The 17,349-nt window shown below is 68.0% G+C and carries 17 protein-coding genes and 1 pseudogene; 13 read left to right on the top strand and 5 right to left on the bottom strand.

Going from position 1 to position 17,349, the window contains the following annotated elements; genetic code table 11:
• Position 1 precedes the first annotated feature (1 nt).
• Entirely contained in the window at positions 2–1,507 is a 1,506-nt protein-coding gene (locus WS62_RS23950) for an EscC/YscC/HrcC family type III secretion system outer membrane ring protein (protein WP_231748396.1), read from the bottom strand.
• Complete coding sequence (locus WS62_RS23955) at positions 1,504–1,908, bottom strand: hypothetical protein (RefSeq protein WP_231748397.1); 405 nt, start codon at positions 1,906–1,908, stop codon at positions 1,504–1,506. The genes WS62_RS23950 and WS62_RS23955 overlap by 4 nt, the downstream gene beginning before the upstream one ends.
• A 101-nt stretch (positions 1,909–2,009) precedes the next feature.
• On the opposite strand from WS62_RS23955, the gene WS62_RS23960 reads away from it, so the two are divergent.
• Positions 2,010–2,660 carry a two component system response regulator gene (locus tag WS62_RS23960; protein WP_066576121.1) on the top strand — a complete coding sequence of 217 codons (651 nt, stop codon included), beginning with the start codon at positions 2,010–2,012 and terminating at the stop codon, positions 2,658–2,660.
• 24 nt (positions 2,661–2,684) lie between these two features.
• Here the strand turns inward: WS62_RS23960 and WS62_RS23965 are convergent, their stop codons facing one another.
• Positions 2,685–5,456, bottom strand: a complete 2,772-nt coding sequence (locus WS62_RS23965; protein WP_066576123.1) for a two component system sensor kinase — start codon at positions 5,454–5,456, stop codon at positions 2,685–2,687.
• Positions 5,457–5,703: 247 nt separating this feature from the next.
• On the opposite strand from WS62_RS23965, the gene WS62_RS23970 reads away from it, so the two are divergent.
• The 10 genes from WS62_RS23970 to WS62_RS24015 all read left to right on the top strand — a co-directional run bounded on the left by WS62_RS23970 (position 5,704) and on the right by WS62_RS24015 (position 14,264).
• Positions 5,704–5,994: a secretion protein gene (locus WS62_RS23970; RefSeq protein WP_066576505.1), complete on the top strand. Its 291-nt coding sequence runs from the start codon at positions 5,704–5,706 to the stop codon at positions 5,992–5,994.
• Entirely contained in the window at positions 5,991–8,084 is a 2,094-nt protein-coding gene (locus WS62_RS23975; protein WP_066576126.1) for an EscV/YscV/HrcV family type III secretion system export apparatus protein, read from the top strand. Before WS62_RS23970 ends, WS62_RS23975 begins: the two co-directional genes overlap by 4 nt.
• Positions 8,071–9,408 carry an EscN/YscN/HrcN family type III secretion system ATPase gene (locus tag WS62_RS23980; RefSeq protein WP_066576128.1) on the top strand — a complete coding sequence of 446 codons (1,338 nt, stop codon included), beginning with the start codon at positions 8,071–8,073 and terminating at the stop codon, positions 9,406–9,408. Before WS62_RS23975 ends, WS62_RS23980 begins: the two co-directional genes overlap by 14 nt.
• Complete coding sequence (locus tag WS62_RS23985; RefSeq protein ID WP_066576131.1) at positions 9,381–9,764, top strand: hypothetical protein; 384 nt, start codon at positions 9,381–9,383, stop codon at positions 9,762–9,764. The genes WS62_RS23980 and WS62_RS23985 overlap by 28 nt, the downstream gene beginning before the upstream one ends.
• A 4-nt stretch (positions 9,765–9,768) precedes the next feature.
• Positions 9,769–10,275: a hypothetical protein gene (locus tag WS62_RS23990; RefSeq protein WP_066576133.1), complete on the top strand. Its 507-nt coding sequence runs from the start codon at positions 9,769–9,771 to the stop codon at positions 10,273–10,275.
• Complete coding sequence (sctQ, locus tag WS62_RS23995; protein ID WP_066576136.1) at positions 10,256–11,335, top strand: type III secretion system cytoplasmic ring protein SctQ; 1,080 nt, start codon at positions 10,256–10,258, stop codon at positions 11,333–11,335. The genes WS62_RS23990 and sctQ overlap by 20 nt, the downstream gene beginning before the upstream one ends.
• A gap of 78 nt (positions 11,336–11,413) precedes the next feature.
• Positions 11,414–12,064 carry a type III secretion system export apparatus subunit SctR gene (gene sctR, locus WS62_RS24000; RefSeq protein WP_066576507.1) on the top strand — a complete coding sequence of 217 codons (651 nt, stop codon included), beginning with the start codon at positions 11,414–11,416 and terminating at the stop codon, positions 12,062–12,064.
• A gap of 19 nt (positions 12,065–12,083) precedes the next feature.
• Complete coding sequence (locus WS62_RS24005; protein WP_066494358.1) at positions 12,084–12,353, top strand: EscS/YscS/HrcS family type III secretion system export apparatus protein; 270 nt, start codon at positions 12,084–12,086, stop codon at positions 12,351–12,353.
• A 10-nt stretch (positions 12,354–12,363) separates the two neighbouring features.
• On the top strand, positions 12,364–13,146 hold the full coding sequence (gene sctT, locus WS62_RS24010; RefSeq protein ID WP_066576138.1) for a type III secretion system export apparatus subunit SctT: 783 nt from the start codon (positions 12,364–12,366) through the stop codon (positions 13,144–13,146).
• Entirely contained in the window at positions 13,143–14,264 is a 1,122-nt protein-coding gene (locus tag WS62_RS24015; protein ID WP_066576140.1) for an EscU/YscU/HrcU family type III secretion system export apparatus switch protein, read from the top strand. The genes sctT and WS62_RS24015 overlap by 4 nt, the downstream gene beginning before the upstream one ends.
• A 147-nt stretch (positions 14,265–14,411) precedes the next feature.
• Here the strand turns inward: WS62_RS24015 and WS62_RS36865 are convergent, their stop codons facing one another.
• On the bottom strand, positions 14,412–14,942 hold the full coding sequence (locus tag WS62_RS36865; protein WP_197422916.1) for a hypothetical protein: 531 nt from the start codon (positions 14,940–14,942) through the stop codon (positions 14,412–14,414).
• On the opposite strand from WS62_RS36865, the gene WS62_RS24020 reads away from it, so the two are divergent.
• A complete protein-coding gene (locus tag WS62_RS24020) occupies positions 14,830–15,498 on the top strand; it encodes a lytic transglycosylase domain-containing protein (RefSeq protein WP_066576509.1) in 669 nt (222 codons plus the stop codon). The two genes, WS62_RS36865 and WS62_RS24020, sit on opposite strands and share 113 nt — an antisense overlap.
• Positions 15,499–15,682: 184 nt before the next feature.
• Positions 15,683–16,218: pseudogene (locus tag WS62_RS34750) on the top strand (hypothetical protein); the annotation flags it as partial.
• 386 nt (positions 16,219–16,604) lie between these two features.
• Here the strand turns inward: WS62_RS34750 and WS62_RS24030 are convergent.
• Positions 16,605–17,240, bottom strand: coding sequence for a hypothetical protein (locus WS62_RS24030; protein ID WP_156441111.1), 636 nt, complete (start codon positions 17,238–17,240; stop codon positions 16,605–16,607).
• Positions 17,241–17,349: the final 109 nt, after the last annotated feature.

Genomic DNA, 17,349 nt, shown 5'->3' on the forward strand with positions numbered 1-17,349 from the left:
GTCACGTCTGCTGCCAGGGATCGGCCTTGATCAGGAACAGCCGGACCGTATGCCGCTGATTCTTGCGCGTCGTCTTGAACAGACGCCCGAGAATCGGGATGTCGCCGAGCAGCGGAATCTTGCGCTCGCCTTCGCTCAGCTCGTCCTGCACGAAGCCGCCGAGCAGCAGCGCCTCGCCTTCCTTCAGCAGCGAATGCGTCGCGATTTCGGAACTGAGCGTCTGCGGCAGCGGCTCCTCGCGGCTGAGCGGGCTCGTCTGGCGGCCGTCCTGCACGACGAGCGTCAGCATGACCTCCTGCCGGCCCGCGTCGCCGATGACGCGCGGCGTCACGCGCAGCAGCGAGCCCGTCGAAATCGATTCGAGCTTCGCGACGCGCTCGGCGCTCACTTTCGTATAGAACGTGATGTTGCGATCGAGCACCGCCTGCATGTTGTCGAGCGTGACGACCGACGGACGCGACAGGATGCGCGCCTTCGAATTCTGCTGAAGCGCGGAGAGCTGCACCATGAAGCTGCCGGTGTTCGAGATCACCGTCGAGAAGCTGCCCGCGTCGGGCTGGCCGCCGCTGTTGAAGCTGATCGAGCCGCCGCCGATCCGTGCGGACGCCGACCAGTCGACGCCGAGCGCGCCGAGATCCTCCGCATTGATATCGATGATCGCGACCGAGATCTCGACGAGCTTCGGCTTGCGATCGAGCTGCACGATCAGATCGCCGTAGAGGCCCATGTTCGCGCGCTTGTCGCGGACGATCACCGCGTTCTGCCGCGCGTCGGCGGCGAACATCGGCAGCAGCCGGTCGCTCGCCGGCTGCTGCCCCTGGCTGTCCTTGAGCGGCAGCGCGCGGCCCTGCGCCATCTCGCGCAGCACCGACACGACGCCCGGCACGATCACCTGCTGCGATCGATAGCTGTACGACGTATCGGCCGCCGTCGCGTACTTGAGCGGAAAGAAGCGCACCGATTCCCGGTTCTGCTCGCGATGGATCGCCTGCTGATCGAGGCGCTTCGCGAATTGCGCGATGCGCTCGAGGCAGACGGGCACGCCGTACGCTTCGATCGCGTTCGATTGCGGAATCGCCTGCACGCGGCATTGCTGCGGATCGAGCAGCCTCGCCGCGCGGAGCTGCTCGATCAGCGTCGCGGACGGCAGATAGTCGAGCGCGACCAGCCGGGTCGACACCTCCCGCGCGCGAAACACGTAGAGCGTCTGCCCGTCGTAGTACCACGCGAGCTGATAGAGGCGCGCGAGACGATCGAGCGCGGCGTCCGGCGGGCCGCCGTCGAGCGTGCCGATGAACGCGCCGTCCACCTGCTCGCTGACGATGACGGGCACCCGGTAGTTCGCGCCGAGATCGCGCAGCACGTCGGCGAGCTTCGCGCCGCGCGTCGCGAGAAAGAACGGCGCCGCGCCGTGCGTCGGCATATGCGCGGCCCACGCGGGCGCGCTCACGGCGAGCATCGCGGCGGCGAGCGCGCGCACACGCGCGCCGTGAAGCGAACGCATCATTCGCACGGTCCCGCATGGCGCATGCCGCGCGCGGCTTCGTGATGCGCGCCCAGCCAGCGCGCGACGGCGCCCTGCTGCTCGATCCCGATGCGCAAGGCGGCGGCATCGACATCGCAGTCGTAGCGGCGCACGAAATACAGCGTGCCGTCGTCGAGCCACAGCGCATCGTCGGGCTGGCCGCGCAGCGACGCGAGCCACAGCGCCGCATGCGCGAGCCACGCGGCGTCGTGCGGCGCGCCGTCGACCGCGAACGCGACGCACACCCCGTATGCGCCGCCGCCGCACCAGCCGCTCAGCTCGTCCATCGTCAGCGACCAGCGACCGCGCTGCGCGCTGCCGATCGAAGCCGATCCGACATGCCGGATGCATGCGGGAAGGTCAGTCAGGTATCCATGCTTCATGGCATGACATTTTCAAGATAGACCTTGATAGAATCGATCCGGTCATCACCTGAACTTCGGACGCCTTGAGTAATTTTTCATCTTCGTTTGGCACCCGTCCCATGGCTCTCACGCATACCGCCGCTCCCGCCGAGATACGCATCCTGGTCGTGGAGGACCATCCCCTGCTGCGGTTGGGCCTCAAGAACCTGCTGGACGCATCGCCGCCGCTCTCCGTCGTCGACGAAGTCAGCAACGGCCTCGAAGTGTATGCGGCCTGCCAGCGGCTCGATCCCGACATCGTGCTGCTCGATCTCGGCCTGCCCGGCATGAACGGCCTCGACGTGATCCATCAGTTGCGGCGGCGCTGGCCGGATCTCGGCGTTCTCGTCGTCACCGCCGAGACCACCGAGCATCGCGCGAGCGCGGCGCTCGCGGCCGGCGCGAACGGCTACCTGCTGAAGAACAGCTCGAAGCAGACGCTGCTCGACGCGATCTGGAAAGTGTGGCGCGGCCATACGGTGATCGACCCGGCGCTCAACGTCGATCAGGTCACGACGAAGGCCGTTCCCGACGGCGCGGTCGCGCTCACGCCGCGCGAACGTCAGGTGCTCAAACTGATTTCGGAAGGCTGCCGCAATCGCGACATCGCGGAAAAGCTCACGATCACGATCAAGACCGTGGAGACCCATCGACTGAATCTGATGCGCAAGCTCGACGCGCACAATGCGGCGGAACTCGCCAACTGGGCGCATCGCCTCGGCCTGCACTGACGCCGCGCCGGCCGCCCGCGCCGGTCACGCGAACTGAATCGAGATCAGCTCCGCCAGGTCTCGCACGTCCTGAGCGCTCATCCAGCCGCCCGAGCGCACCTGACGCTCCTGCTGCTCGGCCGCCTCGCGCACGAGATCGAGCCCGCCCTGTCCCGCGCAGCCCTTCAGCGCGTGCAGCACGTCCAGCATCGATGCGGCATCGCGCGTGTGCCACGCGGCGTCGATCTGCCGGTGCAGATCGACGAGCGCCTGATGCAGCTTCTCGCGCATCGCCGCATCGCTCAGGTCAAAGAGCGGCGAGCACGACTTCGCGTTCGGCGTCAGTTCGACGCCGCGCGCGAGCTGCGTGGACGCGACCTGGTTGATCATGTCGGCGAGCTGTTCGAGCGAAACGGGTTTCGTCAGATAGCCGTTCATCCCCGCCGCCTTCGCGCGCTCGTGTTCGGCGGGCGATGCGTTCGCCGTCAGCGCGACGATCGGCGTGTCCGGATCGAGCGCGCCTTCGGCGACGTGCCGCCAGCGCTTCGCGGTCGCCATCCCGTCGAGCTCGGGCATGCGCACGTCCATCAGCACGAGGTCGAACACGTGCGAGCGCCCGAGCTTCAGCGCGAGCTGGCCCGACACGGCCGCGCGCGTCCGATGTCCGAGCTCGCGCAGCATCTTGCCGACGATGTCGCGATTCACCGCGACGTCGTCGACGACGAGGATCTTCAGCGACCACGGGCAGACCGCCTTCGGCACGGCCTCTTCCTGCATGGCCTCGCCGCGCAGCGCGAGCACGACCTTGTCCCAGAGCTTGCCCGGCAGATAGCCCGATTCGGGCATCGGGAACAGCGCGTTGTCGCCCGTTTCGACTTGCAGGCCCCACACGCGCATCTGCATGTGCAGCGCGGCCGGCGCGGCGAGCATGCCGGCGAGCGGCGCGGGCGCCAACTCGTCCGCCTGCAGCGGCAGCAGCGCCGTGAAGCGCGTGCCCTTGCCGAGCTTGCTGTCGAGCAGGATCTCGCCGTTCATCAGGTTCGCGAGCCGCGACGCGATCGGCAAGCCGAGCCCGTTGCCGCTGTCGTGCGCGCGCACTTGCACGAACGGCTTGAAGATGTCCAGTTGATAGTCGTCCGGAATGCCCTTGCCGGTGTCCTCGACGACGAATGCGAGCATGTCGGCGCGGCGCTCGACGGTCAGATGGATGTGCCCGTGCTCGGTGAACTTCACCGCGTTGCCGAGCAGATTGATCAGGATCTGCCGCACGCGCAGCCCGTCGAGCCACACGCGCCGCGGCACGTCCGCCGCGACGAAGCTCCGCAGATTGAGGCTCTTCTCCTGCGCGCGGATGTGGATCGTCAGCATCGCCTGGTCGAGCAGCGCGAGCAGATCGGTCTGCTCGCTCGCGAGTTCGAGCTGGCCGGCTTCGATCCGCGAAAAATCGAGCACGTTGTTGACGATGCCAAGCAGATAGCACGACGACTGCTGCGCGACGCGCACGAGATCCCGCTGCTCCGCCTGCAGCGCGCTGCGGTTCAAGAGCGCGAGCGCGCCGACGATCCCGTTGAGCGGCGTGCGCAGCTCGTGGCTGATGCTCGCGATGTGCTCGCTCTTGCGGTGGCTCGCCGATTCGGCGATCCGCTTCGCCTCGGCGAGCTCGCGCGTGCGCTCGCGCACCTTGCTCTCGAGCGTCTTGTAATACGCGTTGACCGTGCTGAGCAGCGAGTTGTACGCGCTCGCGATCCGGCCCAGCTCGTCGCGGCGCCCGGTCGGCAGCCGGCGGCCGAGATCGCCTTCGCGCTGCGCGTCGATGATGTCGACGAAGTGCTGCAGCGGCCGGCCGAGCTGCCGCTGCAGCGTGACGTAGACGAACGCGATCAGCAGGAGCTGCACGACGAAGGTCCAGCGCGTCGTCAGCGGCAACAGCGACATCGCCTTGTCGGTGACCGCGCTGACCGGGTAGATCGCCGCGACCTGCCAGTTCGGGCCCGACAGCGGCGTGCAGATCACGTAATGGCCGCCGCGGCGAATCCAGTGCGTGCGGTTGCATTTGGGCGGGAGCACGAACGCGGGCGGCGGCTTCGCGGACACGTCGGCGCCCATCCAGAACACCTGGCCCATCTGTGATTGCAGCGCGAAGCGCGGCGGCGCCTCGAGCCCCATGTCCTTCGCGATCGCCGGGAAGTCGCCGACCCTCAGATTCTGGCCGGCAACGATGCCCGTGTTCGGATCGACGACGGCCGCCGCCGCGCGGATGATCCCGTTCGAATCCTTGATCGCCGCGCCCCAATGGACGACGGGCAGCTTCGGCAGCGTGCGCAGCGTCGACAGCGCGGCGATCTTGCGCTGCATGTCGTTCCTCGACATCCTTTCCGGCTCGAACAGCACGATGCCTTCCGTCGGCAGCAGCAGGAACGTGTCCATCCGGTTGCGCGGATCGGCGTGGCCGTAGATCTCGACGATTTCGCACGCGCGCTCGACGAGCGCGCGATTGCCCTTCGCGTCCTTGAACGGCACGAAGATCGCGTGCTGCACCGATGCCTGCGCCTTCGGGCGCAGGATGATCCGCTCGTCGAGCACGGTCCACCACGACATCAGCATCCGCGCCTGGCGCTCCGCGTATTCGTAGCGGCGGCTTTCCTCCTGCGCGATCGATTCGAGCTGCCACGTCAGCTCGCCGCGCAGCTCTCTTTGCGCCTCGATGTACCGAAAATAAAAGCCGATCGACTCGGACAACAGCCAGAAGGCTGTCATCGCGCAACTCAGGATCACCATGATCCGCGCAGTCAGCGACTTTTCCCACAATGCGCTCATTATTAATATGTACCCCGCAACATCTGCGCGGCAATTATCGCATTTTGCCTTTTCGCCCGCCGGCCAATTCAGGTCTTTACCGTATGCCCCGCGCCGGTTCGATTCGGGAAGATGTGCCGGCCCTGTCTCACGACGCATCGCACGCATCTTCGGCGTACGAAGGAACCGCATGGATTTGCAAACGGAACGCCGACTCGAACAGCTGCTACGCCTCCTCGATTTGCCTTGCGCCCGCATCGGCGAGCGAATGGAATTCGCTCACGCGGGCATGCGTCTTTTTGTCGAAGTCGCGGACGGGCGGCTCACGTTGTCGCTCGCGAGCGCGGTCGACGCCGCTCGCCGCCGCGACGCGCTGATGCGCGTCATCGCGCGCTGCGACCCGCTGCGCATGCAGGGCCTCGTGCTGCGCGCGTTCGCGGCGGGCAGCCAGCTCGTCGTGAGCTGCGCGTTCCCGCGCGACACGAGCGTCGACGACTGGCTCGCGGGCCATCGGACAATGCGGCGCCTCCTCGACGCGCACGCCGCAGACGCAGCATGAAACGGCTCGCACCGTGGCTCGCGCGCGCCGCGGTCCGTCAGGACATCGTGCTCGCGGTGCTGCTGCTCGTCGCGGTGTTCATGATGATCGTGCCGCTGCCGACGAGCCTCGTCGACCTGATGATCGCATTCAACCTGATGGTGTCGATCGTCCTGCTGATGATGTCGCTGTACATCCGCGATCCGCTCGAATTCTCGGTGTTCCCTTCGCTGCTGCTGATCACGACGCTGTACCGGCTCGCGCTGACGATCAGCACGACGCGGCTTATCCTGCTGCAGGCGGACGCGGGCGAGATCGTCTACACGTTCGGCAGCTTCGCGGCCGGCGGCAATCTCGGCGTCGGCCTGATCGTGTTCGTGATCATCACGATCGTCCAGTTCATCGTCATCACGAAGGGCTCCGAACGCGTCGCCGAAGTAAGCGCGCGTTTCTCGCTCGACGCCATGCCCGGCAAGCAGATGAGCATCGACGGCGACATGCGCGCCGGCACCATCGACGCGAACGAAGCGCGCCGGCTGCGCGGCCTCGTGCAGAAGGAGAGCCAGCTTTACGGCGCGATGGACGGCGCGATGAAGTTCGTCAAGGGCGATGCGATCGCCGGCATCATCATCATCCTCGTCAACATCCTGGGCGGCACCGCGGTCGGCGTGTTCATGCACGGGATGAGCGCGAGCGAGGCGATATCGACGTACGCGATCCTGTCGATCGGCGACGGCCTCATCAGCCAGATTCCCGCGCTGCTGATCTCGATCACCGCGGGCATCATCGTCACGCGCGTGCCGGGCGACACGCGCCAGCCGCTCGCCGCCGATCTCACCGAGCAGATCGGCAGGCAGCCGCAGGCGCTGTGGCTCGCCGCGTCGGTGCTGCTCGTGTTCGCGCTGCTGCCCGGCTTTCCGGTCGTCTACTTCGTCGCGCTCGCCGCGTTCGTGTTCGGCTGCGCATGGCATCTGCGCCGGCGCGCGAAGCGCGGCGCGGCCGCGACGGGCATCGGCCCCGCCGCGCACGGCGGGACCGCGTCGGCGGGCGCGCTCGCGGGCCACGCGGGCGGCCAGGCGGGCTTCGCGATGACGCCGGGCGCGATCCCGCTGATGATCCGCCACGGCGAATCGGCCGTGCGCGCGTCGAAGCTCGCCGAAGCGCTCGACGCGCTGCGCGCGCGCAAGTTCGAGCAGCTCGGCCTGCCGCTGCCCGAAATCCATCTGCAGGCGGACGCGGGGCTCGCCGCCGACGCCGTGCAGATCCTGCTCTATCAGGAGCCCGTCCTCACGCTCGCGATGCCGGCGAACGAATGGCTCGCCGACGCGCGCGGCGCGAGCGTCGCGCAGCGCGTGCGCGTCGAGCCGCTGCCGTTCGCGCAGTTGCAGCTTCAATGGATCGACCCCGCGCATGCGGACGCGCTCGCCGCGCTCGGCGTGACCGTCCATCGCGACGAGGCGCGCGTCGCGCACTGCGTGTCGCTCGTCATCGACCGGCACGCCGCGCAGTTCATCGGCGTGCAGGAGACCCGCTTCCTGATGGACGCGATGGAATCGCGCTATGCGGAGCTCGTGAAGGAAGTGCAGCGGCAGATGCCGATCGGCCGGATCGCGGACGTGCTGCAGCGGCTCGTCGACGAACGCGTGTCGGTGCGCGATCTGCGCGGCATCTTCGAGGCGCTCGTCGAGTGGGCGCCGCGCGAGAAGGACCCGGTGATGCTCGCCGAATACGTGCGCGTCGCGCTGCGGCGGCACATCGCGACGCGCCATCGCGCCGGACAGCCGTGGATCAATTGCTGGATGATCGGCGACCGGATCGAGTCGATGGTCCGTGAATCGATCCGGCAGACGGCGGCCGGCTCGTATTCGTCGCTCGCGCCCGAGCACACGCACGCGATCGTCGCGCGCCTGAAGGCGGCGCTCGCCGACGCCGACCCGCGGCGCGCCGTGCTCGTCACCGCGATCGACGTGCGCCGCTTCGTTCGCAAGATGGTCGAGCGCGAGTTCGGCGAGCTGCCCGTGCTGTCGTTTCAGGAAATCGGCGACGAGGCGGAGCTGCGCGTGATCGGCACCGCCGACCTGATCGGGGAGCTCGCCGATGCGGCCGCTTGATCGCGCGCGCGTCGCCGCGCTCGTCGCCGCACGGCTCGCGCCGCGCGGCGTCGCGCCCGATGCCGGCATCCGCTTCGGCCGGGTCGTCGAAATCGGTCCGACGCTCGTGCGCGCGACGCTGCCGGGCGTCGGCTTCGGCGATCTGTGCCGGCTCGAGCCGAGCGGCATCGACGCCGAAGTCGTCGCGCTCGACGGCGACGCGGCGCTGCTGTCGCCGTTCGCCGAACCGCGCGGCATCGCGGCGGGCAGCGCGGTGCGTGCGCTCGGGCGGCCGCACCGGATCGCGGTCGGCGATTTTCTGCTCGGGCGCGTCGTCGACGGCGTCGGCCGGCCGCTCGACGATGGTCCCGCGATTCCCGCCGATGCGACGCGCGTCGACCTCGATCGCGCGGCGCCCGATCCGCTCACGCGCGCCGTCATCGACACGCCGCTTCCGCTCGGCGTGCGCGCGATCGACGGCGTGCTCACGTGCGGGCGCGGCCAGCGGATCGGCATCTTCGCGGCGGCGGGCGGCGGCAAGAGCACGCTGCTCGGGATGATCTGCGACGGCAGCCTCGCCGACGTCACCGTGCTCGCGCTGATCGGCGAGCGCGGCCGCGAGGTGCGCGAGTTTCTCGAACACACGCTGACGCCGCAAGCGCGCGCGCGGGCGGTTGTCGTCGTGTCGACGTCCGATCGCCCCGCGCTCGAGCGGCTGAAGGCGGCGTACACGGCGACCGCGATCGCCGAGCACTTTCGCGACCGGGGCGGCGACGTGCTGCTGATGATGGATTCGCTGACGCGCTTCGCGCGCGCGGCGCGCGAGATCGGCCTCGCGGCCGGCGAAAAGCCCGCGGCCGGCAGCTATCCGCCGAGCTGCTTCGCGCGGCTGCCGCGCCTCCTCGAGCGCGCGGGGCCGGCGGCAACGGGCAGCATCACGGGGCTCTACACGGTGCTCGTCGAAGGCGACGACATGAACGAGCCCGTCGCCGACGAAGTCCGGTCGATCCTCGACGGCCACATCGTGCTGTCGCGCAAGCTCGCGCAGGCGAACCACTATCCGGCGATCGATGTCGGCGCGAGCGTGAGCCGCGTGATGACCCGGATCGTCGATGCGCGTCACCTGGCGCTCGCCGCGCGGCTTCGGCGGCTCGAGGCCGTCTATCGCGACATCGAGCTGCTCGTGCGGGTCGGCGAATATCAGCCGGGACGCGATCCGGAAGCCGACGACGCGCTCGCGCGCCGCGACGCGATCCGCCGCTTCCTGTGCCAGCCGGCGACAGAGAAAAACACTTTTGAACAGACGATCGATCAGTTATGGACAACGGTGGACGGTCAACGCTGACCACGCTCGTGACGATCAAGAAGCGTCGCGAGCGCAGCATACGCAGCATGCTCGCGATGCTCGAGCAACAGGAAGCGGCGCTCCTCTCGAGCAAGGCGAGCCTGCTCGAAGCACGCCGCGCGCTCTGGGTCGACTGGCGCGAGCGCGCGGACACCGACGCGGTGCACGACCACGCGTCGCTGCAGGCGCTCAAGCGCGAGTTCGCCGGCTTTCATCAGCGCGACCAGACGCTCGCCGACCGCATCGAGGCGGTCGACGCGCAGTGGCAGGCGCTGCGGCTCGAACGCGACGGCCAGCTCGAGCAATTGCGCAGGGCGCTCGTCGATCAGGAAAAATTGAACGCGTTGCTGGAATGAAACGATGTCCGCTGTGAAAACGATGACGACCGGTGCGCGGCTCCGCGCATCATGCGGATCGCGCGATTCGCTCGCGCCGGCCGGCGGCGACGCGGAAAAGGCAGCCGATGCGTTTTCCGCCTGGCTCGACGCGCAGCCGGGCGATACGCCGCCGCACCGCGCGCGCGTCGGCGACGCACCGGAAAACGACGCGGCCGACGGCCCACGCGCGCGAACCCGACGCGCGCAACCGCCCGATGCCGGCGCGCCGCTCGGCAAAGCGCCCGCCGCCCCGCGGCCGTCGCCGTCCGACGTGCTGACGCTGCGCATCGCCAACGGCCCGCTCGCCGGGCTCACGCTGCACGCGCGCTTCGCGGGCGGCGCGCTCGTCGTCGCGCTCGATTCGGCCATGGCCGACGCCGGCCGCCGCGCGCACGCACTACGAATGCGCGGCCCGCTCGAAGCGGCGCTCGCCGCGCAATTCGCGCAACCCGTCACGCTGGAGTGGTCCGATGCGACCGATACCGATTGATCGCGCGACGGGCGCGCTACTGCGCGCAGTCGGCGCCGGCCGGCGGCTCGCGCTGGACACCGGCGCGCTCACGCTGCGCTTTCGCCGCGCGGGCGGCGACGGGCTGATCGTGTCCGCCCGCACGGGCGATGGCCCCGTGCGCCTGTGGGTCGACGCCGCGCCCTGGTGCCGCTGGATCGAGCCCGTGCTGAGCGTGCCGGATTGGGACGCGGTGCCCGTCGAACTGCGCGGCGCACTCGCCGCGTGGACCTGCGCGTGCATCGAGCCGGATCTCGCGTCGTTCGGCGTCGCGTGGCTGCACGCCGATGCTATCGAATGCGGGGCGTGCCCGGTCGAGCCCGCATGGTCGCTCGGCATCGAGCGCGAGCATGCGTCGCTCGACATGCGCATCGTCGATGCGCCGCTTGCATGGCTCGAACGGCTCGCGGACCGGCTCGCTCCATTGCAGACGAATCCGCCGCGCGATTCGCCGCACGATTCGCCGCACGACAGTCGCGCCGCGACGCCCGCCGTCAGGCTCGCGCTCGCGGCCGGCTGGAGCAGCGTCGACACCGCGACGCTCGCGCGCGTGCAGCCCGGCGACGCGCTGCTGCTGCAACACGCGTATGCGGCCGCCGACGGCGAGCTCGCGCTGTTCGCCGATCGCCCGCTCGCGACCGTTCTCGGCTGCCGGACCGGCCCTTACATGATTGGAACGACGATGGATACGTTCGATGACTGGCTCGATGTCGATGTCGCCCATTCACTCGCGCCCGGCACGCCCGATGCGCCCGATGCGCTCGACTCGCCCGATGCGCCCGATGCGCTCGACTCGCCCGATACGGCCGATACGCAGCCGCTGCGGCTCGACGCGCACGTGCGCGTCGTCGCGCAGGTCGCGACGATCGACGTGCCGCTCGCTCGGCTCGCGAGCCTGCGCGCGGGCGACGTGCTCGACGGCCCCGCGCAGCCCGACGGCCTCATCACGCTGCAAGTCGCCGGCAAGCCGTTCGCGCGCGGCACGCTGCTCGACATCGGCGGCCGCCTCGCGGTGCGCATCGAGCATCTGCTGCCGGCGTGACTTCAGGTGTCGGCCGGATGGGTCGGTCCGCGCCGCGTGCCGATAATGCGCGGCGTATCGGCCTTTCCGGATTCATGGATGAACCTTTTCGACCAGCCGCTCCAGTTGATCGCCGTGCTGTTCGCCCTGTCGATCCTGCCGCTTCTCGTGGTGCTCGGCACGTCGTTCCTCAAGCTGTCCGTGGTGTTCGCGCTGCTGCGCAACGCACTCGGCACGCAGCAGATTCCGCCGAACATCGCGCTGCACGGGCTCGCGCTCGTGCTGACGATGTTCGTCATGGCGCCCGTCGGGCTCGCGATCCAGGACAACCTCGCCGAGCATCCGGTCAGCATCGACGACATGGACTTCACGCAGCAAGTCGAAATGACGATACTCGCGCCGTATCGCGCGTTTCTCGAACGCAACACCGCGCCGGACCAGGTCCGCTTCTTCGCGGACGTCGGCCACCGGACCTGGCCCGAGCCGTACCGCAACCGCATTCCCGACGACTCGCTGATCGTGCTGCTGCCCGCGTTCACCGTCAGTCAGTTGATCGAAGCATTCAAGATCGGCCTGCTGCTGTTCCTGCCGTTCATCGCGATCGATCTGATCGTGTCGAACGTGCTGCTCGCGATGGGCATGATGATGGTGTCTCCGATGACGATCGCGCTGCCGCTCAAGCTGCTCGTCTTCGTGCTGATCCACGGCTGGGAGAAGCTGATCGGCCAGCTTCTCCTGTCGTTCTCATGACGCCGCGTGCGCGGCCGCGATGAGCGAAGCCGTCATCACCCAGCTCGCCGCGCAGATGATGTGGCTCGTGCTGCTGCTGTCACTGCCCGTCGTTGTCGTCGCGTCGGTCGTCGGCATTCTGGTGAGCCTCGTGCAGGCGCTCACGCAGATCCAGGACCAGACGATCCAGTTCCTCATCAAGCTGCTCGCGGTCGCCGTCACGCTCGCCGCGACCTATCACTGGATGGGCGACGTGCTCGTCAACTACACGTTGCGGAGCTTCGATCAGATCGGCCGGATGAGATCGTAGAGACATCGGCATGCAAACACTCATCCATTGGCTGCCGATCGTCGCGATTGCGATGCTGCGCCCGTTCGGCGCGCTGATGATCGTGCCGGTGTTCACGCCGGGCACGCTCGGCGGCTCGCTCGTGCGCAACGCGCTCGTGCTGATGATCGCGCTGCCGGTGCTGCCGGTTCACGACGCATGGCCCGCGCTCTCGCCCGCGGCCGGCGGCGCGCCGCCCTATCTGTGGCTCGCGCTCGGCGAGCTGTGCGTCGGCGCGCTGATCGGCTTTTGCGCGGCGATCCCGTTCTGGGCGCTCGACATGGCAGGATTCCTGATCGACACGACGCGCGGCGCATCGATGGCGAGCGTGCTCAATCCGCTGCTCGGCGCGCAGTCGTCGCCGTTCGGGATGGTGTTCTCGCAAGTGTTCACGCTGCTCTTTCTCGTGTCGGGCGGCTTCAACACGCTGATCGAGACGATCTACGCATCGTACGTGACGCTGCCGCCCGGCGCGCCGCTGCGCTTCGGCCCCGACGCGCTCGCGTTCTTCACACAGCAGTGGCAGCTGATGGTGGAACTGTGCCTGCGCTTCGCGATGCCGGCGCTCGCGGCGATCCTGCTCGTCGACATGGCGCTCGGCCTCGTCAACCGCTCCGCGCAGCAACTGAACGTGTTCTTCCTGTCGATGCCGATCAAGAGCGCGTTCGCGCTGCTGCTGCTCGTCATGTGCGCGAGCTTCGCGTTCCGGCTGCCGCTTGCCGAAATCTCGCGGCTGCCCGGACGCATCGCGCAGCTCGCCGGCATGCTGCGATGAGCGAGAAGACCGAGAAGCCGACCACGAAAAAACTCGCGGACGCACGCAAGAAAGGCCAGGTCGCGAAGAGCGTCGAGATCACGAGCGGCGTCCAGCTCGCGGTGCTGCTCGGCTATTTCCTGTTCGAGGGCGCGCATCTGTTGCAGGCGTTCGAAGCGCTCGTCGACGTGTCGATTGCCGTCGTCAACGACGATTTCGCCGCGGCGAGCGCGCGCTGGACGCGCGCGCTCGGCGCCGTGCTGATCCGCTTCACGCTCGGCATGGCGGCGCTCGTGATCGCGATGACGGCCGTCGCCGCGATCGCGCAGATCGGCCCGCTGCTTGCCGTCGAAGCGCTCAAGCTGTCGCTCGACAAGATCAATCCGCTCGCGAACCTGAAGCAGATGTTCTCGCTGAAAAGCCTGTTCGAGTTCGCGAAGTCGCTGTTCAAGGTCAGCGTGCTGTCCGCGATCTTCGTCTATCTGATCCGCCAGTACGCGCCGTCGCTGCAGTTCCTGCCGCTTTGCAGCATCGAATGCGGGCTCGCGGTCAGCACGCAATTGCTGTACTGGATGTGGGCCGCGCTCATCGGCTTCTATGTCGTGTTCGGCATCGCCGATTTCGCGTTCCAGCGGTACAACACGACGAAGCAGCTGATGATGTCGCTCGAAGACATCAAGCAGGAGTTCAAGAATTCGGAGGGCAACCCGGAGATCAAGCACAAGCGCCGCGAAATCCATCGCGAAGTGCAAAGCGGCAGCCTTGCCGCGAACGTCGCGAAATCGACGGTCGTCGTGCGCAACCCGACGCACGTCGCGGTGTGCCTCTATTACCGGCGCGACGAGACGCCGTTGCCCGAAGTGCTCGAGATCGGCCGCGACAGGATGGCGCTGCACATCGTCGCGCTCGCCGAGCGCGAGCGGGTGCCCGTCGTCGAGAACGTGCCACTCGCGCGTGCGCTCGCGAACCGGCTCGACGTCGGGCAGCGCATTCCGCCCGATCTGTTCGAGCCCGTTGCGCACATCCTGCGCGTCGCGATGCAGTTGCGCTACGACGAAGACGGCGTGCGCGATGAGGACCACGATGAACACGCGCAAGATGACGGTGCGCGTCCGTCACGCGATGACGCCGGCCGTTGAGATGCGTTCGGTTCGGCGGGCCGTGGCGTGCGCGGCATCCACGGCGTCCACGGCATGGGCGGCATGGGCGGCGTTCGCGATCGCCGGCCTGACGGCGGCGCACGGCGCGAACGCGCAGGAACCGCCCGCGCCGCTCGTCTGGTCGCCTTATGTCGACGAGTCGGCAGCGGCGGGAAGTGATCGAGCGGGTACCGGATCGACGGCGCTCGCGGCATTCGCGCCGTCGTCCGTGACGGCGACGACACCGTCTGCCGAGCGGGACGTTGCGGGCACGGGCGCGCACACGTCCGTGCCCGCGGCTGCGTCCGACGACAAGACGGCGGATACGGAGGCGGCTTCAACGGCGGGGACTTCGACTCCGCTGTCGGCTCCGAATCCGCCTTCGGCTTCGACTTCGACTTCGACTTCGACTTCGACTTCGGCTTCGACTTCGGCTTCGGCTTCGGCTTCGGCTTCGGCTTCGACTTCGACTTCGACTTCGACTTCGACTTCGACTTCGACTTCGACTTCGACTTCGACTTCGACTTCGACTTCGACTTCGGCTTCAGCTTCGATGCCGATTCCGATGCCGGCTTCGGCATCGCCATCGACTTCTTCCAACCCGAGGTCGCCCACGAACGTCGCCCCTGCCGCGACACACGCCGCCGCGACACCCGACACCTCCGACACACCCGACACGCCGCGATCGACGCGCTACGACACGCTCGTCGCCTCGGTCGCCCGCGAATTGGGCCTCGACGCAAAGCTGTTGCACGCGATGATCCGCGTCGAGTCCGCCTACGACGCGAACGCGGTGTCGCCGAAGGGCGCGACCGGCCTGATGCAGGTGATTCCGGCGACCGGCGCGCGCTTCGGCTTTCGCGACCTGCGTGATCCGCACGCGAATCTGCGCGCCGGCGCGACCTATCTGAAATGGTTGCTCGGCGAATTCGACGACGACCTGACGCTCGCGCTCGCCGCGTACAACGCCGGCGAAGGCGCCGTACGCAAGTACCGCGACCAGATTCCGCCCTATCGGGAAACGCAGGCATACGTGCGCCAGGTGCTCGCGTGCTACCGGGGCGCATGCTCGCCGCCGGACGATACGCGATTCGACGGCGAGCCGCGCGCAGCCGCGCAAACGGCGTTTCGTGCGCCGGCGGCATCCCGGGCGTCGCCCCGCCTCACCGCAGGCGCGCTGCTCGCGAAACTCGGCGGATTGCTGTTGTCGACGCCCGAGCCTCGCCCCCGGTGACGCGATTCGCGCGCCCCGCTTCCGCATTTACGGCGCGGTTCGCTCGTACGCCGACGCGAGATGCCATCGAACGGCGTGTCGAATGCGCTCGACGGATGCTGCGTCATGCTTCGGCCGGCATCGTAGCGATCGCGAGGGAATGCGCCTGCGGCGATCGTCGTATCGCGACGCGAAGCCGCCGGACATGGCACGAGCGGACCGCGTCGTGCTGATGCGTGGCGGGCACACCGAGCAGCTCGGCACGCCGGCCGAGCTGTACGGCTGCCCGCACACGGTGTTCGCGGCGGGCTTCGTCGGCACGTCGGCGATGAACTTCGCGGACGGCGCGATTGCGCGCGCGAACGGCGGCGTCGCGCTCGCGATGGCGGACGGCTACGCGGCGCTGCGCAACGCCGGGACGACGCTCGACGGCGCATCGTTCATCGGCGGCGGGTCGAAGAGCGCGTTCTGGGCGCGGCTGTGCGCGAGCGCAACGGGCTCGCGATGCATCGGCACGCGAGCGGCGCGGTGGGCGCGGCGCTCGGCGCGGTGGGCGCGGCGCTCGGCGCGGCGCGGCTTGCGCGGCTCGCGGCGACGCGCGATGCGATCGACGACGGGTGCGTCGCGCCGGCGATCGCGGAGACGTATCGGCCCGATCCGGCGTCGGCGGATTTGCTCGGCGCGCGGCTTGCGCGGTACCGACGGCTGTATCGGGCATTGAAGGGCGAATTTGTCGCTTAGCGACGCGAAGGCTTCCGATGGTCTGTGTACGGCCGGCCGCCGGGTCAGGTTACGTCGCGTCCGTGCGCGCGAACGCCTTCGTTCGACTTCGAGCGGCGCATCGTCTGCTGGATGCCTTCGCCACGCACCTGTCAAGCTGGCGGGGCTCGGTTGGTCTTTCTTTCATGAGCGCTCGAAAAAAACGATGCGTCACTGGCGCGTGGCCTGCGTGGGCGTCGGTGGGCAGGGGCTCATGGGTCGGGCGGAAAGTTACCTTGGCTGTCCGAGTCGACTCGCGGTCGCGATGCCTCGATGCCCCGGCGCGTTCTTCGCCTTTCGGCCATAAAGAGACATTCGATCCAGAAAATCGAATGGCTGAAGCTGGGAGTGGATAAGACTGTGGTTTCTCATCGTCGTTCTGGCGCGGAATATACCGCACGCCCAACGAGCGAACCTCGCCTTTCTTCAAAGGCTTGCTGCGCCAGCATCGGCACAGTGCGAAAGGCGTTGTAGAGGTGAGGGCGTACCGGCCGTCCGCCCAGCCGATAGTCGTCGGTCGCATGGGCCAATCGTTGGTTAGCGAAATGGATCGTGGTGACCCAAGCCAGTTCGGCCCGCACAGGGTTAGGCACCAGCTTCAGCGCCTCTTCCGGCGTCATCCGCTCCAGTGGTTCGCCACGCACGTTCGCAAAATCCTCAATTCCGATGTCACCGCTTTCACGAGAAGCGCGTGCTGCCAGTCGGTAGGGTTCCTTCTTCGAGGTACCTAACCCTAGAAACTCAAGCACCACCCGACACTGAATCGCCGCCATCGAGGTTATCGGTTGCGTGTAGCTGCCTAGCCTGATGTGCATAAGCCGTCCCTCGGAATGAGCCCGGTATATTTCGATGTCCTCCAGCCCCCCATACTGCTTTTCCAGTTCGAGCGCGCGGCGCGCCACCGCGATGTTTTCGAGCATGTGCGGTATCTTGACCACAGCCATCGTCAGCAAGTCGAGGTCGGCAGGCTCACGAGGCGGCGGCTTTTTCGCTCTGTCTGCCATTAATTCTCCTAGCGTATAGACACGCAGCATCCTACGACACCGGTTCCGCGCAATCACCAGCCCTGACTTTACGGCGTAGTTAATCACCGCCCCCATTGCCTGGCGGGAT

Source organism: Burkholderia sp. ABCPW 14 (assembly GCF_001523835.1).
GTDB classification, from domain to species: domain Bacteria; phylum Pseudomonadota; class Gammaproteobacteria; order Burkholderiales; family Burkholderiaceae; genus Burkholderia; species Burkholderia mayonis.